The 18541-nt window shown below is 33.4% G+C and carries 21 protein-coding genes and 1 tRNA gene; 7 read left to right on the top strand and 15 right to left on the bottom strand.

The annotated features are described in order from the left end of the window. Nucleotides 1-16: 16 nt before the first annotated feature. From AC1EU5_RS02275 to AC1EU5_RS02250, 6 genes are read right to left on the bottom strand one after another with little or no spacing between them, the layout of a single operon-like run. Entirely contained in the window at nucleotides 17-1342 is a 1326-nt protein-coding gene (locus AC1EU5_RS02275) for a M24 family metallopeptidase (RefSeq protein WP_480190726.1), read from the bottom strand. 33 nt (nucleotides 1343-1375) lie between these two features. Next, complete coding sequence (locus tag AC1EU5_RS02270) at nucleotides 1376-1588, bottom strand: hypothetical protein (RefSeq protein WP_480190725.1); 213 nt, start codon at nucleotides 1586-1588, stop codon at nucleotides 1376-1378. A 2-nt stretch (nucleotides 1589-1590) separates the two neighbouring features. After that, nucleotides 1591-2142 carry an LPS export ABC transporter periplasmic protein LptC gene (lptC, locus tag AC1EU5_RS02265; protein ID WP_480190724.1) on the bottom strand — a complete coding sequence of 184 codons (552 nt, stop codon included), beginning with the start codon at nucleotides 2140-2142 and terminating at the stop codon, nucleotides 1591-1593. A gap of 22 nt (nucleotides 2143-2164) precedes the next feature. After that, complete coding sequence (locus AC1EU5_RS02260; RefSeq protein WP_480190723.1) at nucleotides 2165-3529, bottom strand: tetratricopeptide repeat protein; 1365 nt, start codon at nucleotides 3527-3529, stop codon at nucleotides 2165-2167. Between the two features lie 17 nt (nucleotides 3530-3546). Continuing rightward, on the bottom strand, nucleotides 3547-4815 hold the full coding sequence (gene bamG, locus AC1EU5_RS02255; protein WP_480190722.1) for a BamG family beta-barrel-assembly machinery protein: 1269 nt from the start codon (nucleotides 4813-4815) through the stop codon (nucleotides 3547-3549). Then, nucleotides 4812-5537, bottom strand: coding sequence for a type III pantothenate kinase (locus AC1EU5_RS02250; RefSeq protein WP_480190721.1), 726 nt, complete (start codon nucleotides 5535-5537; stop codon nucleotides 4812-4814). Before AC1EU5_RS02250 ends, bamG begins: the two co-directional genes overlap by 4 nt. A gap of 115 nt (nucleotides 5538-5652) precedes the next feature. On the opposite strand from AC1EU5_RS02250, the gene AC1EU5_RS02245 reads away from it, so the two are divergent. Continuing rightward, nucleotides 5653-5728, top strand: a tRNA-Phe gene (locus tag AC1EU5_RS02245). Nucleotides 5729-5762: 34 nt separating this feature from the next. Here AC1EU5_RS02245 and AC1EU5_RS02240 read toward each other — a convergent pair. Next, complete coding sequence (locus AC1EU5_RS02240) at nucleotides 5763-6617, bottom strand: pseudouridine synthase (RefSeq protein WP_480190720.1); 855 nt, start codon at nucleotides 6615-6617, stop codon at nucleotides 5763-5765. A 115-nt stretch (nucleotides 6618-6732) separates the two neighbouring features. Between AC1EU5_RS02240 and AC1EU5_RS02235 the strand changes: the two genes are divergently transcribed. After that, a complete protein-coding gene (locus tag AC1EU5_RS02235; RefSeq protein ID WP_480190719.1) occupies nucleotides 6733-7905 on the top strand; it encodes an LVIVD repeat-containing protein in 1173 nt (390 codons plus the stop codon). Here AC1EU5_RS02235 and AC1EU5_RS02230 read toward each other — a convergent pair. From AC1EU5_RS02230 to AC1EU5_RS02210, 5 genes are all read right to left on the bottom strand, one after another. Beyond that, complete coding sequence (locus AC1EU5_RS02230) at nucleotides 7902-8852, bottom strand: carbon-nitrogen hydrolase family protein (protein WP_480190718.1); 951 nt, start codon at nucleotides 8850-8852, stop codon at nucleotides 7902-7904. The two genes, AC1EU5_RS02235 and AC1EU5_RS02230, sit on opposite strands and share 4 nt — an antisense overlap. A gap of 2 nt (nucleotides 8853-8854) precedes the next feature. Continuing rightward, nucleotides 8855-9778, bottom strand: coding sequence for a geranylgeranylglycerol-phosphate geranylgeranyltransferase (locus AC1EU5_RS02225; RefSeq protein WP_480190717.1), 924 nt, complete (start codon nucleotides 9776-9778; stop codon nucleotides 8855-8857). Between the two features lie 9 nt (nucleotides 9779-9787). Further along, nucleotides 9788-10714, bottom strand: coding sequence for a mevalonate kinase family protein (locus AC1EU5_RS02220; protein ID WP_480190716.1), 927 nt, complete (start codon nucleotides 10712-10714; stop codon nucleotides 9788-9790). 66 nt (nucleotides 10715-10780) lie between these two features. Continuing rightward, on the bottom strand, nucleotides 10781-11947 hold the full coding sequence (locus tag AC1EU5_RS02215) for a diphosphomevalonate decarboxylase (protein ID WP_480190715.1): 1167 nt from the start codon (nucleotides 11945-11947) through the stop codon (nucleotides 10781-10783). Nucleotides 11948-11984: 37 nt separating this feature from the next. Further along, nucleotides 11985-12896 (bottom strand): DMT family transporter, encoded by a 912-nt coding sequence (locus AC1EU5_RS02210; RefSeq protein ID WP_480190714.1) that lies wholly within the window; start codon nucleotides 12894-12896, stop codon nucleotides 11985-11987. Between the two features lie 99 nt (nucleotides 12897-12995). On the opposite strand from AC1EU5_RS02210, the gene AC1EU5_RS02205 reads away from it, so the two are divergent. Next, nucleotides 12996-13232: a hypothetical protein gene (locus AC1EU5_RS02205; RefSeq protein ID WP_480190713.1), complete on the top strand. Its 237-nt coding sequence runs from the start codon at nucleotides 12996-12998 to the stop codon at nucleotides 13230-13232. 151 nt (nucleotides 13233-13383) lie between these two features. Next, nucleotides 13384-14907, top strand: coding sequence for a carboxypeptidase-like regulatory domain-containing protein (locus AC1EU5_RS02200; protein ID WP_480190712.1), 1524 nt, complete (start codon nucleotides 13384-13386; stop codon nucleotides 14905-14907). A gap of 159 nt (nucleotides 14908-15066) precedes the next feature. Here AC1EU5_RS02200 and AC1EU5_RS02195 read toward each other — a convergent pair whose 3' ends face one another. From AC1EU5_RS02195 to AC1EU5_RS02185, 3 genes are all read right to left on the bottom strand, one after another. Further along, the gene (locus AC1EU5_RS02195) at nucleotides 15067-15543 is read right to left on the bottom strand and encodes a DinB family protein (protein WP_480191083.1); all 477 of its coding nucleotides are present in this window, start codon (nucleotides 15541-15543) and stop codon (nucleotides 15067-15069) included. Nucleotides 15544-15673: 130 nt separating this feature from the next. Next, nucleotides 15674-15964, bottom strand: coding sequence for a YdhR family protein (locus tag AC1EU5_RS02190; protein WP_480190711.1), 291 nt, complete (start codon nucleotides 15962-15964; stop codon nucleotides 15674-15676). Nucleotides 15965-15996: 32 nt separating this feature from the next. After that, nucleotides 15997-16746, bottom strand: a complete 750-nt coding sequence (locus AC1EU5_RS02185) for a DUF6597 domain-containing transcriptional factor (protein WP_480190710.1) — start codon at nucleotides 16744-16746, stop codon at nucleotides 15997-15999. A 205-nt stretch (nucleotides 16747-16951) separates the two neighbouring features. On the opposite strand from AC1EU5_RS02185, the gene AC1EU5_RS02180 reads away from it, so the two are divergent. The 3 genes from AC1EU5_RS02180 to AC1EU5_RS02170 all read left to right on the top strand — a co-directional run bounded on the left by AC1EU5_RS02180 (nucleotide 16952) and on the right by AC1EU5_RS02170 (nucleotide 18510). Beyond that, entirely contained in the window at nucleotides 16952-17284 is a 333-nt protein-coding gene (locus tag AC1EU5_RS02180) for an ArsR/SmtB family transcription factor (RefSeq protein WP_480190709.1), read from the top strand. Nucleotides 17285-17408: 124 nt separating this feature from the next. After that, nucleotides 17409-17906 (top strand): N-acetyltransferase family protein, encoded by a 498-nt coding sequence (locus AC1EU5_RS02175; protein WP_480190708.1) that lies wholly within the window; start codon nucleotides 17409-17411, stop codon nucleotides 17904-17906. Nucleotides 17907-18018: 112 nt separating this feature from the next. Next, a complete protein-coding gene (locus AC1EU5_RS02170) occupies nucleotides 18019-18510 on the top strand; it encodes a DUF6428 family protein (RefSeq protein WP_480190707.1) in 492 nt (163 codons plus the stop codon). Nucleotides 18511-18541 lie beyond the last annotated feature (31 nt).

The following is an 18541-nucleotide window of genomic DNA, read 5'->3' as shown; positions in this document are numbered from 1 at the left end:
TAATGAGATAAAAATTCTATGGTTCTAATGCTATTGGAATGATAGCTTCCTGTCTTTTATTAATATATCTGAAACCTTGCTCACCAAAAAAACCAGGTTCTTCCAGCATTATTCGAACATCTCTATTCCATTCTTTAATAAATACCGTTGTATTCAATTCAATGGCATAGGCTGTATTTTTGTACAACGGATAATCTCCATTTACAGGAACCCCATGTTGGGCATCCCACATACCAATTGTAGGCCCAGAAGAATGACCATACAACCCTAAAGGATGCGTATAAATAGAAGGTCGTAAGCCTTCCTTTTTAGCTTCTTTTAATGCCTTTAATAGAATTTCATTACCTGTTTTACCTTCAATAAAATTGGAAGTAAGAATATCTTGCAGTCTATTACCTTTTTTAAAAGCTTTTTCTAAAAATTCAGGTACTTTGGTTTCATCATCATTTAAAACATATGCATGTTGTTGGCAATCAGTATTTAATCGTAAATAGGTTATCCCAAAATCACAGTGCAGTAAATCTCCTTTTTGGATGATATTTTCTCCTGGTCTCTTAGAAAATGATGTTATATGACTCCCTAACTGTTCTTTATTCTGTTGGATATCTACAGTAGGGTGAAACCATGTTTTTAATCCAAGATCATTTACTTTTTGACGCATAAACCAAACTACATCTTCTGTGGTAGTTTCTCCAGGAATTATAACCTTATTTGAAAACGCTTCATAAATAATATTTCTGGTTATTTGTGTTAATTCCTCAAATAGCCTCATTTCTTTTTCTGTTCTGGTTTCTATCCAAGCAATAGCAAGCTTTTCAGCCGAAACAATTTTGTTCTTATAACTTTGAGGAAGGTCTTTAACAAACCAATCATAATCGGTCTTAACAAGTCCATCAGCAATTCCAAAATACTCTGATTGATTTAGACCTATTTTTTTTGGATTTCGCTTTTCAATTATCTTAAACAAAGCTCTCCATTGATCAGGTTCTTCTTCCTTTTTCCATGCAGATACAATATTCTCACCTACATTATATCTGGCAACAGCCAATTTCTCAATACTATCTTTCTGCTGATCTCTATAAAAGACAAGAATAGTTCGCCTTCTAGCGTTCAACCAAGTAGACGGTAGCATGGTTCTTAATACAGGATCTTCATTGTACTCTCTTGAAATAAGAATCCACATATCAATACCTGATCTATCCATAAGCTCAGGAAGTAGATTGTCAAATCGATCTTTTAAGACCTCATCTTCAATTTTAGAGCGCTCTTTTAAAGGTAAAATTTGGGAAAAAAGTAAAAAGGAACACGTTAAAAACAGTGTAAAGAAGAATTTTCTTTTCATTTCATATAATTCAGTTAGCAAACTAAATTACAATTAATTTTGATTGTCTTCCCGTTCTTTTCTTCTTTGCTCAAAACGTCTTCTATATTTACGTTTGAAAAAAAATGTGAAAACGGCAAGTATGGCAAAAGCAATAAAAATATACGCCTTTTGTCTTTCGGTATTGAATCTAGATATTCCTTCGTATAAAAAAACTGCAGAAATAACAAGATAACCTAGTTCAATAAATTTATAGAATTTGTTCATGATTAATTACTTTCATTTACATAAATAGTACCACTAATATCTTTCATCACCACTTTAGTTAAATCTTCATTAGATTCAAAGCCTTTACCTTTAATAGTATCTGTTGCGGTAATTAATTTAAAAGCCTTTTCAGTGTAAATATAATGTGTATTCTGGTCCCAAAACAACTGATCTGTATATAATCTGGTATGGTCTTTATGATTGATCACAATAACATTGTCTTTCACTTCTGAGATAGCCGTTTTACCATAGGTTCTGCAATAATTAGCAGTAAGTGTTACGGAGTCACCTAATTGATCATAAGACGTGATTTGAACACCTTCAGGAAATTCCTGATAGGGATGTTCTTTTCTATTATTAAAATCATGCAATAATGGCGTTATCAACCTGGTTTTGATCTTTCCGGAATCTGTATGTACCAAATTTACATTTTTGACGACACCAACGGGCAAGTTTTTATCAGCTAAAAAATCTTGAACCTCTTTAATGTTGTTTTCACAAGAAAAAAATAGTGCCGCTAAAAGAATAGCAGCACTATATTTTATAGTATTCAAAAAAAGAGTTAACATTCCAAGTTTATGGTATCTTCACGGTTTCACCAATCCAACAACCTACTCTGTGCGAAGCTCCTGAAGTTTTACCTAAAGTAAAGATTAACTTTTTATTAGGTGCACTTGCATTGTAACTCTTGATATACTTATTAGCTCTAGAGGTTAAACTTGGGTCTACCTTTTTTGCCATTGCTGCCTTGTTTCTAGCAGCAACATATACCATTCTTTTGCTAAACTCATCTGTACCACAACCGTTAGCACTTGCTGCATATGCGCTTGCAATTAATAAATATGCTTTGCCCATACTTGGCTGATGCGTAAGTGCCTGTCTAGCATATTTAACAGCTGTAGAAGGACTTCTTCTTCTATATGTTTGGCCAATTCTATATAAGTATTTTGCCTTCTTGTATGGATCTGTTTCTAAATCAACTGCTTTCTTTCTATAGTCTGTTGCTTTTGTTTTATCACCCCTTCCTTCTAAGATACTTGCAATTAGAATATATGCTTCTGGAGAAGGTTCTGCGGCAACATATGCTTCTACTAACTTAGGATAAATAGGATCTTCAGTACACTCTTTAGCATTCAATCTAGATGCTGCTCTTCTTAACCATTTAGCGTCTGACTTATTCGCTTCATAATTTTTATTATATAGTGGAATTAATCGGTCACAAGTTGCTACTTCACCTAAAATTTGATCAAGCACACCTTCAACCTGACCTAAACCTTTTAAGTTTATGCCATCATTTTTAAGCTTTCTTTTTTCCTTTTTTGTAAGATTAGCTTCACCTTTCTTCTCTAATTTATCTTTTGATCTTGTATGAGTTTCAATCTTCTTATTCACCGCGTCTAGTGCATCATCATAAGTATCAAACACCAACTGCGTATTACCATCTTTATTTCTATCAGTCACCTCTTGAAAGTACTTCGCCAGGTTTTTGATACTCATACTTTGAGGCCCTTCTTTAAATGCTTTCTCTAATTTAGCAAACACATCTTCTTTTGATGCACCTCTTTCTTCTAGAGATGTTGCCCAGTCACTATATACTTTACCAAGATTATCTGGAAAATGCTCAATACGCATTTCATATACTTTATCTATTAGCTGGCTTTCAGTCTGTTTTTGAGCACCTGCAGCTTTACTATATCTATCTTCGGCTATTTTTAAACCATACTTATAGATATTTTTTGATCCTTTCGGACAGTTTTCAACAACCCATGTCCATGGTTCATAAGCAGGATCATAATTTTTTGCCTTTGCATATTCATAAAATATAGACAAATTAGTTTTACATTTTTCGGGCTCAGCACCGTACTTTGCTTGTCCAAATGCCGAGCTAACTCCGGCAATTAGTAATATAGCCATCACTAAATTTGTAACATTTCTCTTCATCTTGGTTATGTTTATTGTTAATCTAATTTTCGTTTTCTAAACCATTTATCGCTAAATGAAAAACCGAGCCTAAAGTTAAAATAATTTTCTTTAACTAAGTCATTGGTTGTATCACCTCTTTGTCCCAACTCAAAACCTAAGTTTATTCTGGAGAGTTGTTTACCCATCGGTAAAGCTAAACCAAAAGATATGCCAAAGTCATCAATATCTGTATTATTAACTCTCAAACCTAATTGCTGATACGTAAATCCAGCTCTATAAGTAATTCGTTTCCAGTAACTTGTGATAGAATTGAACTTAGGTGTATAAAATCCACCAATTGAAATTCTATTTGACTTCACATAACTAAAATTAGCATTATTATCAGCCAATCCATCTTCTAATTCTAGTGCATCTTGAAAGGCATATTCTACCCCAGCAAACCATTTATTCTCTTCTCCAATAGATACACTAAGCGTAGTCTGAAGTGGATTTTTAAATTTTCTGGTAAAAGATTCATTCACAATCGTATCTCTCGGGCTTACAAGGTCATCTCCGGTATTTACCAATGAAAATCTATATAGGTTACCATCTGTCTCTATTTCATTCGATAGATCCACCACTACCCCTGATCGTAATCGTAATTTTTCAGAAACTTTTGTATAATACTGAGCTCCCAATTTCACACTTGTTCCTGTTATATCAGCATCTGTTTTTTGAATGGTAGCTAATGGCACACCATCCCTTCTATTCAAAATATTATTTTCTATACTTCCAAAAGTATAAGCACCTTCAACACCAACCGAGAAATTTTTGCCAATCATATGACCAAAACCTAAAAATACTTTATTAGAACCTCCCTCACCAGTAAATAAATTTGTTTCGGTTAAATTACCTTCATCATCCATGAATTCTTGCAGTAACGAATAACCTACTGTGGTTCTAGGTTGTAAACCAAATGCTACACCTCCTTTTGGGCTAATAGGAAATCCTAAAGCTAAGTATGAAAATGAAGCCGTAGAAGCATTATCTTTATTTATACCATCATCTACTTGAATAGCTCTGTTTTCTCCGGCTATAGCAAACGTAGTAAAGCGTAAAGCGGAAAAAGCAGCAGGATTGGTAAATGATAATTGATAAGTACTCATAAAGGATCCCCCTATCTGACCCATACCAATTTCTTCTACTGTTCTGCTAGCAGTATCCTCTCCAATTCCAAAAAAAGAATATGGTGAAATGTTATTTCTTTGTGCTAAGCTATTTAGGGAAGTTAATAGAAAAAGAACTCCTATAATCTTTTTAATCATCCGTCTGTATTGTATGTCAAAATACTGTTCAATCCTTCCAACAAAAAATTTGGATTGGCAAATATGACACTTTTTAGCTTTCTAGCCAAGAAATTAGTATCACCTCCTGTTAAAACTACTGTTAAAGTTGAGTATTTAGCTATATATTGATTTATAGCACCTTCTATTTCTAGCACAATACCGTTCAAAACACCTGACTGTATGGATTCGTTTGTGTTTTTTCCTATAACGGAAAATTTTTCGATGTCTAGCAAAGGAAGGTTAGCTGTATAATCATGCAATGCTTTAAATCTAATTTTGATTCCCGGAGAAATGGCTCCTCCTAAATATTCATTCCTTCTATTTAAAATATCATAGGTGATACAAGTACCGGCATCAATTATAAGTACATTATCCTCTGGAAACTGACTTGCTGCTGCCGAAACCAAAGCAATTCTATCTACACCTAGTGTTTTTGGTGTTTTATACCTGTTTTTAAAAGGAACTTTAGTAGTGTAGTCAAGTGATATTAGCTTTTCTATACTTTTAAATAATTTTTCATCTATAATCTCTTTATGACCAACCGAGGAAATAATCACATTACTAATTTTGTACTTCCTGATTAGTGATTTGATCTTTTTATTGGTTTCTTCATAAGAACTAATTACAATTTCTAATAACTGAGCATCCTGAAAAACAGCAAGCTTTGTTCTTGTATTACCAACATCTATAATTAGATTCATAGTACGCATAAAGGTGATAAATTTACGAAAGCAATTTTTATAAAATTTCCTTTTGTCAATTTTAAAAATGGATTTATATTTGCATCCGCAATCCCGATAGCTATCGGGAGCAACTGGTGCCTTAGCTCAGTTGGTAGAGCAAAGGACTGAAAATCCTTGTGTCCCTGGTTCGATTCCTGGAGGCACCACCATAAAAAACCCGAACAATTAGTTCGGGTTTTTTGGTTATAACATTTTTAGATTATTTACTTCTTGTTCGGTCAAATGACGCCAATAACCTCTTGGTAAGTTCTTTTTTGTCAATCCTGCAAAAATAACACGATCTAACTTTATAACTTTATAGCCAAAATGTTCAAAGATTTTGCGCACTATTCTATTTCTACCCGAGTGAATTTCAATGCCAATTTCTGTTTTAGATTGGTTTTCAACATATGAAATAGCATCTACATACACCATTTTACCTTCTAACATAAAATTCTCAGAAATCTTTTGAAGATCTTTCATTGCCAATTTCTTATCTAATGATGCATGGTACAATTTTCTAACATTATGTTTTGGATGCGTAAGCTTCTTTGCCATTTCTCCATCATTGGTAAACAATAATAAACCAGTAGTTTGTCGGTCTAATCTACCTACAGGATAAACACGCTCTTTTGTTGCCTTTGATACTAATTCCATCACTGTATTTCTACCGCGCTCATCATCCATGGTAGTAATATAATTTTTAGGTTTGTTCAATAGCACATACCTTTTGGTTTCCGGATTGATCAATGTGCCGTCAAACCGCACCTCATCTGTTGGTTTTACTTTATACCCCATTTCGGTAATTACCTTACCGTTAACTGTAGCACTACCAGCTTTAATATACGTATCAGCCTCTCTTCTAGAACAAATACCAGAATTAGAAATATATTTATTTAAGCGAATTTCAGTAGGGTCTTCTAACTTTTTTTTAGAAACACTTATTTCCTTTTTAAAAGGTTTCTTTTTGTTAGTATATGATGATTTTTTTTGAGAATTCGAGTTTCGAGAAGTTCCGCTGGCGTGTCGTCCTCTCGACGAGTTTTTTTTTGTTGCCATTTTAAAATTTTCGGCAAAGATATTGTTTTAAAGGGTTATAATTCAGATAAATTGTAATTTCATATATTTATGGATGCTAACTGTTCCTAAAACTAAAACCTTTTAAAGGAAAGTTATGAAGCTAATACGCCTTTTTATAATTCTACTATTTATCGCTTGTTCATCTGATGATGACAACTCTACACCTCCTACAAACACCAAAGAAGTCATTCTTACATTTCAATGGGAAACAGAAATTGCTTCCTTTCTACCGCAAGGAATGGTTTATGATCAATTAAACAGGCCTTACTTATTTCTTGCTGCCAAAGGAGGAGGACTTCTAATATTTAGAGATAATGGAAATAACCAACCTAGTCAAATTGCAAGTGTTTCAATAGGAGACTTAAAAACACTTCATGCAATGAATATATTTCAGCAAGGCAATTATCTATATTTATCTTTAGGTGATTTTTTTGGGGAAGACTCTAAAGCCGGGCTAGCCATTATTAATGTTAGTGACCCCGAAAATCCTATTATTGAGGATGTTTGGGATAGTGAGGAAGTAATTGAAGGCAGTGCTATTGTACATGTTGAAGGCAATTATGCGTATCTGGGTGCAATGAAGCATGGCTTATTTATTTTTGATGTTTCAAATCCAAAAGAAATAAAAGAACTTTCAAATTTTTTACCTGATCAAAATTTCCCTATTAATGACCCACCACCAACTCAAGTACCTAATGCCAGAGGTATGGATGTCGTTGGAGACTTGGTATATTTATGTAATGACGCCGGAGGTATAAGAATTATTGATGTTAGTCAAAAAGATAGCCCTGAAGAAATAGGAAAATTTGCCAATCAAACCAATCAACAAAATACTCCAAAGGCTTATAATACTATTATAATAGATGGTAATCTGGCCTATATCGCAGTTGACTATTGTGGATTTGAAATATGGAATATTGAGGATAAAGAAAATGCTGAAATGATAGGTTGGTGGAACCCATGGAATTGCGAAACACTAGAAAATTTGTGGTTTAATAGCCCAGGGCATTCTAATCAGCAAGTTTTTGATAAAACAAACAACCTTTTATTCGTTAGCACAGGCAGAAGTGATCTTTCAATTTTAGATGTTTCTGATCCTAACATGCCTAATTTAAAGGCATCTTACGGAGTATTTGACGACACACAAGCTACTTGGGGGATGACGATGCAAAATAATGATATTTATTTACTCTATATTAAAGCTGGCATACCCTTGTATAGTGATTGGTCAGGCCTCAAAAAAGTGCAATGGAATTTTGAGAATTAATCCTTTATTGAAATTGTAGATTGCCGTTCTCTATTCACGTTCAATTGGGTCACATCTGGGCGCGAATAATGACCTACAGGATCAAAGTTTTGGCGTTCTTCTAAAACTCTATTAAAATTTAACGTTTCGATAATCAATCCTTCTTTATGAAGTTTTGGTTCTAGAATCCACTCCCCATCAGGACCTGCAATACAACTGCCCCCATTAGCTAAAATTTCAGGTGATTCTTGTAGAATTACATCTAAATGTGGGGTTTCTCTAGGGAAGTCGTTTTTATGCATTAGACTAGAAACCGATATTACAAAAGATCTGGACTCTCTGGCAATAAAACGCGTAATATCTTTCGTATTATGGTCACTGCCAGGCCAAACAGCAACATGCAGATTTTCACCTTGTCCATAGAGAGCAGCCCTAGGTAAAGGCATCCAATTTTCCCAACAGTTCAATCCACCAACAGTAAATTGTTTTAATGTATGTGTCTGTAAACCGTGACCATCACCAAGCGACCAAGTAAGGCGCTCATCATAGGTTGGTTGCAATTTTCTATGAACCGATTTTATTTCACCCAGTTCATTAACATACACCAATGAAGCATAAATACTATGTCCACCTCTATCTAAAGGTCTTTCAATAACGCCTAGGTACACTGCAATTTTATAGGTCTTAGCTAGCTCACAAATAGTATCTAAATCTCCATTTTCTATAGTCAAGGCATTTCTCACATAATGTGCATGGATTTCTTTATTGATCTTCGTGTTCCATTCAGCACCTCCTGTTAAGGCTAACCAAAAAGGATATCCTGGAACAAGTCCTTCTCCAAAAACTACCAGCTCGCAATTCTCTTTTGAAGCCTCTAGAATAGCTGCTTCAACTTTTGCCAAAGTCTCTGCTTTATTTAACCAAACCGGAGCAATCTGAGCTAATGCAACCTTAAGAAGATGATCCATAATTACAATAGACGATTTATGATAACAGAAGTATCTATTAATACCAAACTAAAAACTCCTAAAATGAGAATGAACTTAATAATATTATGCAGAAAAACATAGTTCTTTTTAGAAGAACCAAACCATAGCATAAGTGTTACTAAAACCAAGGTCAATCCTGTGAAGTAAAAATAATATTTCATATGCCCTATTTCAGGATACTTCCACAATACATAGGTAGGTAATGCTATTAAAACTGCTAAAAAGCTGATTAGTTTTTTTGTGAAATTTTCTCCATATACAACAGGCACTGTCTTATAATTCTGTAGCAAATCACCTTTAATATTTTCTAGTTCCTTGATGAGCTCTTTAATCAAGAGAATTATTCCTAAGAACAAGGCATGAACAAAGATTACTTTTGAAAAATTACGGTAATACACAAAGACTACAAAGAATGGCAACAATGATAAAATAGTTGTTGAGATCAATCCAGTTAAAGGGTATTTACTTAATTTATGTGAATAAAACCAGATCAAAAAGATATATATACCAAAAAAAGTAGCTGCTTTCCATGAAACTAGAAAACCTAAGGTAAAGCCCCAAAAATTCAAAAAGAAATAAATATTCAGCTTGGTTTTCTGATTGACAATACTGTCAATTCTTGCTTTCTGAGGGCGATTGATTCGATCTTTTTCTGCGTCATAAAAATTATTAATTATATACCCTGCTGCAATTACACAGGCAGAAGCTAATACAATTAAAAAAAGATCAATATTCAGAAGAACTTCTTTCAGTGATTTATTGGGAGAAAAAATGAAAATGGCGGCTAAATATTGAGCGATAGCAACCATAAGAACATTATATCCTCTAACTACAGAAAGTAAACTAAAAAATTTATAGAAAATAGAATAGTTAGAATTGCTGTTATTGGCACTAAGACTATCCATACCAAAGGATTAAAATCTATATACCAACTCTAACTTATAGTCTTTTAGTAACTCTTGAGCTTTTTTATAATCTTGGGTAAATCCTAAAATATAACCGCCGCCACCAGATCCACATAATTTTAAGTAGTACGCATTGGTATCTATACCTTGCTGCCAAAGTGTATGAAAAGCTTTAGGAATCATTGGTTTGAAATTCTTTAACACTACCTTAGACAGCTGCTTTACATTACCAAGCAGTGATTTTACATTTCCATGTAAAAAATCATCAATACATGCATCTGTATATTTTGCAAAATCTTCATTCAACATCTTTCTAAAACCTTCATTCTTCATTTTATTCATAAAGATATTTACCATAGGCTCTGTTTCACCTACTTGCTGAGAATCTAACAAGAATACGGCGCCTTTTCCCTCTTTTTGTGAAGGAATACCTGTAGGTTCTAAATTATCCTTTGAATTGATAAGAATTGGAATACTTAAATAGCTATTAAGAGGATCCAGTCCCGAGCTCTTTCCATGAAAAAAGGATTCCATAGCTGAGAAAACTTCTTTAAGCTTTAATAACTTTTCTCTGGTTAAATTTTCAAGAACCGTTATTTTATTATCGGCATATTTATCATAAATGGCAGCTACTAAGGCGCCTGAGCTTCCTACACCATAACCTTGTGGGATGCTTGAATCAAAATACATTCCCGCATTGATGTCTCGTTCTAAATCATCGTGTCTGAACAACACTAACTTTTGGTCTAAATCTCTTAAATATTGATGAAATTTCGCTAAATTCTCATTTGATTTTCTAGCAATTTCATTAGGTGAATTAGAAGTTTTTAGCGCTCCTTGATAAGAGTTATACGGTATGGCTAAGCCTTTAGAATCTTTAATAATTCCATACTCTCCAAAGAGCAGTATTTTAGCATAAAACAGTGGTCCCTTCATAGATTTTTATATGTCTAATCAATAAAAACATACAAATATAACGCTTAAATATACATTTAGGTGTTTTCAAATGGTTAAATTTTTTGCTCCAACGCCCACTCTATCACATATATAGTGTCTGTTTTGGCAAAACTGAACCAGTTCATTCACAATAAAATCATTGATCTCTTTTTTCTCTTTTTCAGGAAAAAGGACATGTACATTAGCACCCGCATCTAACGTAAAGCAAACATGTAAGCCTGTTTTTGCCCTGAACTCCCAAATTTTATTGATAATTTGAAGGGTGTTAGGCTTCATCAAAATAAAATATGGATTGCTGGTCATCATCATAGCGTGCAAGGTCAATGCTTCACTTTCAACAATATTGATGAACTCTTTTAGACTACCACTCTGTAATACCTGACTTAGCTTCTCAATATTTTCATTTGCCTGTTCAAAACGTATTTCCGCAAATGGGTGTTCATGCATCAATCCATGACCTACCGTACTTGATACTTGCTTTTCACCTTTATCTACCAATAAAATAGTGTCATGAAAATTTCTAAAACTTTCATGCACTTTATATGGGAATTCTACACCATATAAATCAGAACTGTCTTCAATTATCGTGTGTTCACCCCAAACCACCAAATTACCTTTAATACTCCTTGCTGCACTACCAGAGCCCAACCGTGCTAAAAGAGATGCTTTTTTATAAAACAATTCATCTGTCATTTCAGGGTTCAATGCTTTTTCCATACTCATAATGCAGAGTGCTAATGCTGCCATACCACTAGCAGATGATGCAATACCACTGCTATGAGGAAAAGAATTGTGGGTTTTTATGATGAGATCATAATCACTAAGAAAAGGAACAATTTTAATGATTCTCAACAAAAAAGTATTTATTTTTTCAGAGAACTCCGGTTTTTTTTGACCATCCAAAAAAATATCCACTTTAAAAGTTCTTTGAATAAGTGTTTGTTGAAAGGGCTCATTGTCCTCATCACCTGTGATTTGATTATCCAAAACTCCAACATTTGGAACACTATTATTCTTTGTAAACTCTAATGTTGTAATCGTGTGACAGGCATCTAGTGTGAAACTTATAGAGGTATTCTTCGGTAATTGCATACCGTGTTTCCCCCAATACTTTACCAATGCAATATTACTAGGCGCTTTCCAGGTAAAGCTGCCGTCTTCTAAAATTTTATTGGTGCTATCTTTTTTGAAAATGAGTTCGCTGCTTTCCAAGTGATCATTGATTTAAGGCAAAGATAATTGTTAGGTATTAAGTTTTTTCTACTTTTTTAGATTTATTATAGGATACAAATGTAATACCCAATATGACGATAATCGACCCCACAATTTGTAAAAAAGTGAGTCTCTCATCCAAAAACAAATAGGCCAGAATAATTGTTGAAATCGGCCCAATACTCCCTATAATAGAAAAATTAGAAGCTCCCAATTTTTTAATCGCTAAAGAAACCAGAAAAGAAGGAACCAAAGTTGATAAAATGGCCATTAGTATTCCTAACACATAAACTTCATATGAGTAGTTCATCAGGTTACCTCTATCGATAATCAAATAATGCAAAATCACACAAAGTGAGGAAACAATCATAGCATATGACGTAAAGATGGTTACACCAAATTTTGGAATTAACCAACCGCTTCCCACTATGTACGATGCGTAGGTCAGCGCACTCAAAAAAATTAGAAAACTTCCCAGCAATAAATCTTGCTGTTCAAACCGAATTTCTCCCCAAAAAGTTACCAGAACCCCAAGATACGTAATAACAATTGCAATAATTTGTCTTGAAGTTACAGTGGTGCGCAGAAATATTCTTCCTATTATAATGACCAATGTTGGGTATATAAATAAAATAATCCGTTCAAGGCCCGCTTTAATATATTGTAAACCCAAAAAATCAAAGTAACTTGCTAAATAATAGCCAATGAAACCAAAGAAAAATACCCAAACATAATCTGCATTTTTGATCTTATCTGGATATAAGGGCTTACTAAAAATGGCAATTATGATATAAAAGGGTAAAGAAAATAACATACGAAACAAGAGTAAATGAAGTGAACTGACTTCGTACTGATATGCCAATTTTACCATAACTGCTTTTGCAGAAAACAGCACAATACCTAAAATAGCAATGAGAACTCCAGAATTTTTGAGATTAGAAAACTGCATCTTCAAATGTATTTTATCAAACTTTGTAATACTACAAATGACAGATACGATTACGATGCTCAACTGGAAAAATTAAAAACCAACCACTACTTTTGCTTTATGAACAGAAAAATTAAACTTATTTGGGATTTCCGAGGACCAAATGCGCAGAAAACAGCCGAGCATCATGTTGTTCATTTAAATGAATATGCCAAAACTGAACAAACACAAACCCATCAGATTACTTCTGAAATCATCTCTGATTTTCATACTATAGCTTTTATGATAGTTGATGAAAAAGATATGCTTATACTTCGCGACTCCTTGAAACCACATCGCGCAACTGTAGCTAGTTAAAACCCCTTGTTACTTTTCAGATTCTTATTCGTCTAAAACTTGACCAAAAACCTAAAAGTTAAAAAAAGAATAAAATTACCATAATACAATGCTATAATTATGGTTATACTAATAAGAATTCTTTATTTCGTGAACTGTTAAATTCAACTGCATGAATTCAATCGCCGCTAAATTATCTTTAGCACTCTTATTTTTCTTTTCTATTACTGGATATGGGCAAGATATCAGCTCAAAAATTATTGATTCCATTAGTAAGGAGCCTATCCCATATGCCAATATTATTTTTAATAAACGAGGCACCATTAGTAATGAAGAAGGGCGTTTTACCATTATTTATAGAAAAAATGCACAACCCACTGATACCCTGCAAATTTCTTGTATAGGTTTTGAAACCATTGCCAAACCCTTAAATCAATTTAAGGATAGCGTGATTTATATGGTTCCTAAGGTGAATGAGATTCGTGAGGTTATTTTGACCAATAAAGAGTACACCGCTGAAGAGATCATTAAAAAAGTAAAAGAGAATCTTAATAAAAATTACAGTTTTGATCAAACCAAAAAACGACTATTTTTTAGAGAATCGAATCATCAAAGTTTATTGAGAACCAATTTAAAACTTAAGAAATCAACCATAAAAGAGTTAAACAAAAAGTTTTTAGATAGTGCAATGAATAGTATTCCGCGAAGGAATTCATATTACACAGAAATTTTATGTGATCTTTATGGTAATTACGACAAAGAGCAACAAAAAATTGATTTGGTGAAGGCTTCAGAGATGTATGACAAAAAGAACCAGGTAGGTTTGATGTCTCTTGAAAAACGATTCAATGAGATCATAGAGAATAATGTAAAACCAGACTCCTACTTTAAGGTAAAGTCTGGTATTTTCGGCCAGAAACTTGATCCTGATGAGTTTAAAGAGCAAAAGGTTGATTCTACAGATAGTAATGCGCTGAAGAGTAAATTTGAAGAAGAAAAGAAGAAAGAAATAGAGAAGCGAAAGAATTTTGCCAAGTACAAAAAAGGAAACTTAGCAGCCATGTTTGATGATCTTTTCTTTCAAGACAAGACCAAAATCAATTTTATACGAAAATCTGGGCGTTATAATTATGAAATAGCTGATATCACATATTTAGGAAATAACCCAGTATATGTATTAACATTTAAACCCAAAGGTTCTGCAGACTATCAAGGTACCTTGTACGTTGACATCAATGACTTCGCTGTAATCAGAGCTGATTATGAGAATGTAAAAACAGTAAAGAGTTTTAAGTTACTGGGCATTTCATTTAGAATTTACCTAATGAAAGGAAAAATGATCTTCTCAAAAGAAGATGATCAAAAACAGTATTCCTTAAAATACCTAGAGCAAGAAGATGGCAGTCAGTTTGGTATAAAAAGACCTCTTAAAATTATTGAAAAGAATAAAAATGTACGCGGAAGACGCAAACAAAATGAGCTGTCTATGAAAATGGATATGTTGATGGGCTTTAAAAACAAAAAAGAAGTGGTTGTTTTTGATACTGATATTATTTCTTCCGGCACTTTTGATGGATTTAAAGAACATAATAAGGTGTTACCTACCTATATTGCTAAATACGACCCTAGTTTTTGGGATGGTTATACTATTATTGAACCTAACCAAGCCATTAAGGAGTTTACGGTGATTGAGTAAAAGGTTGAACTAGGTTTTAGACTTTGAAAGGTCCTTGTTACGTATAAGTTTTATTCCTTTATCCATGCTAATGTTTCTCTTACTCTGTAATGGTATTTACAATTTAGATTAATTTCTAGTGCCTACATTGATTTTGATTTTTAGGGGTTGCGATGGGCTTCAATAACTTGATTTTAAAATAGTGTAATGATGCTCAGTATGATAAGCCGTCCAAATTACTATTTCCCTAATTGTCATTCTTCCCATAAGCGGGTGAGGAAGCAGGTATGTATCTAAATCGTGCTCGGTCCATTTTTGGAACTTTTTAATCAGTTTTACCTTTTCCTTATCCAATTTAGAGATATAAGAAGTTTTATTTGTGAGCGTAATTGTTGGCATTTCTCTGGATATATTGGCAACTGCACCAGGATTATCAGCTAATTTAGCTTGGTACTTTTTGACGATCTGCTCATAAGTTCGATTGTCTCTATTATTAGTTCCGAACTTATACTTCAAGTAAAATTTCGGTAGCCATAATACCTTGTTCAAAGCTCTTTCACTTTGAATCAAATGAACAATGTGCTCACCAGTATTCCACTTACCATAAGGACCTTTTACCCAATTTTGATCTGGATGATTTCTAAGCCATTCATACAGTGTTTGATGCTTCTGCTTTTGTCATAGTCTGATATTTGGAGTGATTTATGTGCTTTAAATACAATATAAAAACATTGATTTATTCTAAGTTACATTCTTTTTTTTATGAAAAATCGATTGATATAAAAGCCTACTTGTTTCTCAATCGAAAAATAATATCCATCATCTCTATATCTGGGGTTTCATTAATAGCGTAGGCAGATGGTATACTTTTGGCTAAATCAGATGATTGGTAGCTTTGTAGCGATTGTGCAGAATCCCAGATATATACCCCTCCATATTCTCCTTCGTTACTTGTTTTTACATAATATTTTTGCAAAAGGCCAGGGATAGATTTAAAGTTTGATTCTCTTTCTCTTGCTCTTTTTAATAATTCTTCTTCTGGTAAATCCGATTTTAACTTAATAATTTGCAATATCATATGAATGAAATTTTGATTTTTAAAATCGCAATCTATTCATTCTTAATGATTGAAAATTGTAAAAATCGGTCGTTTTCATTTTTCAGTAATGCCTTTGGCGTAAGTCCTGTTATTTTCTTTATTCCTTTTATGAAATGTGGTTGATCAAAATAACCTTGTTCAGGATATAACTGTCCTTTTTTTATCTGACTATATGTGGCGGCACCTTTTCGAATACTACAATAACCTTTTAAGGAAAGCCCAAAATTAGATTGAAAATATCGATTTATTTGTCGTTTTGACCAATTGGCTTTTTCCGAATAATATGCAACAGTTTTATTTCCCTTTGTTTGATCGATCGATTTTAAAAGAATCAATTTTCTTGGGTCAATTGGGTCGTGTTCTTCAATACGAGATAACAAGCAACGGTCCAGAAATTCAAAAAAATTTGCGTCAACATTTTTATTGAATTCATTAAGTCTCAAATGAGATTTTTCCAACCTCTTTATCTTATTGAGCATTGAGCTGATATTCTCTTGAATTATATTTTCAATGGCAAGCAATCTGAACTGTATTCCATATATGGTAGTTTCCGGTGAGATAACTACATTGGTTTTATGATCCCATAAACCAGTTAAAAACACACTGTCCAGATCCTCATTATGATAGCAAATCAATAAATCGAAAAATCCGTCGGGAAATATAGTGTAATATTGAAAGTCTTTATTCTTGTTTTCAATCTTCCAGTAGCATCTTACATAATCCCTAAGATCTTGATGAGCTTGTTGTTGAAAGTAAATCATATAATACTACTTCTTGTTTACATTCACTTATTTATTAGCTTGTCAGCTGACTTGTGCTGTCAAAAACTTTATATAAATGATTAATTTCTTAACTTAAATCAAATATACTTGTTATCCATTTATTAATTTTCAAATAAAGTAGCCTTGCAATTTTTTAGAAGAAAAATTGTCAATTTAAATATTAATCGTATATTTGCGATTAACTATGAATAAATCATTACAACATATTGAATATTCAGAAGACTCTAAAGAGTTGGCTCGTTATGCCAAGGCCTTAGGGCATCCGGTACGTCTAGTCATTTTAAAGCATTTGAGTAATCAGAGTTGTTGTTATACCGGTGACCTGGTAGATGTATTGCCGTTGGCACAATCAACCATTTCACAACATTTAAAAGAATTAAAAGATGCCGGGCTGATTGAAGGTGAGGTAAATCCGCCAAAAATTAAATATTGTATCCATCAAGCAAATTGGCAAAAGGCCAAAGAGCTTTTTGAAACCTTATTCAAAGAAGATTTTAAATCTATACAATGCTGTTAAAAAAATTTGAAACAAATCATCGTAAAATTACGATAAGTTATCGTCATTCCGAGCGAAGCGTGGGAATCTCTTTAATGAGATTGCCACAGTAAATCAAAGATTTACTTCGCAATGACATCTAAAAATGAAAGTAATTATTAAATACATACAACCTGAAGACTGGCAACAAGTCGCTGACATATACCATCAAGGCATTGAAACCGGTATCGCCACTTTTGAAACAAAAGTGCCTTCATGGGAGCACTGGGATAACTCACATATCCAATCTTGCAGGCTAGCCGCATGGGTGGATGATCAATTAGTGGGTTGGGCAGCGCTTTCACCAGTTTCCAGCAGATGTGTATATGGTGGTGTAGCCGAAGTAAGTGTATATGTTGACTCAAATTATAATGGCAACGGAATAGGTTCGAGCTTACTTGAAACACTCATTCACGAAAGCGAGCAATCCGGATTTTGGACCTTACAATCAGGCATTTTCCCTCAAAATACAGTAAGCATCAAATTACACGAAAAAATGGCTTTTCGGAAAATTGGTCACCGAGAAAAAGTAGGAAAACTCAAAGGCATTTGGTATGATAATGTGCTACTAGAAAGAAGAAGTAAAATAATAGGAATAGATTAAAATAAAATTATCAGTTTGAGTGATTTCAATTTTTGGAATTGTATCGAAAATAAGATTTCTCGATACTAAATTCTTGCAGAATTTCACTCGAAATGACACAAACATTAAAATTATGAAAACACAAGAATTTTTAAACGTATTAAGCGAAAATCAAGGAAAAGAATTAGTTTTTGAATACCGAGAAGGTGAATTTGTGGGTGCTAACTATCACATAACAGAGGTAAAAAATACAGTGATCAAATCTGTTGACTGCGGTGGCCGTTCAGATGCCTGGAATGAAACCATTGTTCAACTATGGGAAAGTCCTAAGGAAATAGGGAAACAAAATTTTATGGAAGCAGGAAAAGCGCTCTCTATTCTTGAAAAAGTTGATAAAATTTATCAAATTGACCGCAGTGCGGTTCTAAAATTTGAATATAGTAATTCTAATTTCCATAAAGCTAACCTAGAAATTCATAACTTTGAGTTAACTGAAAATAAGGTACTAATTCAGTTATTTGTACCTCAAACAGATTGCAAAGCCAAAGACAATTGTGGTGTGCCTGAAACGGTACTGGCTGACGCAGCAGAAGGGTGTTGTACACCTAATTCAGGATGTTGTTAATTTAAAAATAAACTTAAATATAGATTGCAAA

This window comes from Maritimimonas sp. 2405UD52-3, from assembly GCF_056591715.1.
The sequence above is the reverse complement of the archived record's forward strand: the minus strand, read 5'-3'. Positions and strand labels throughout refer to the sequence as shown.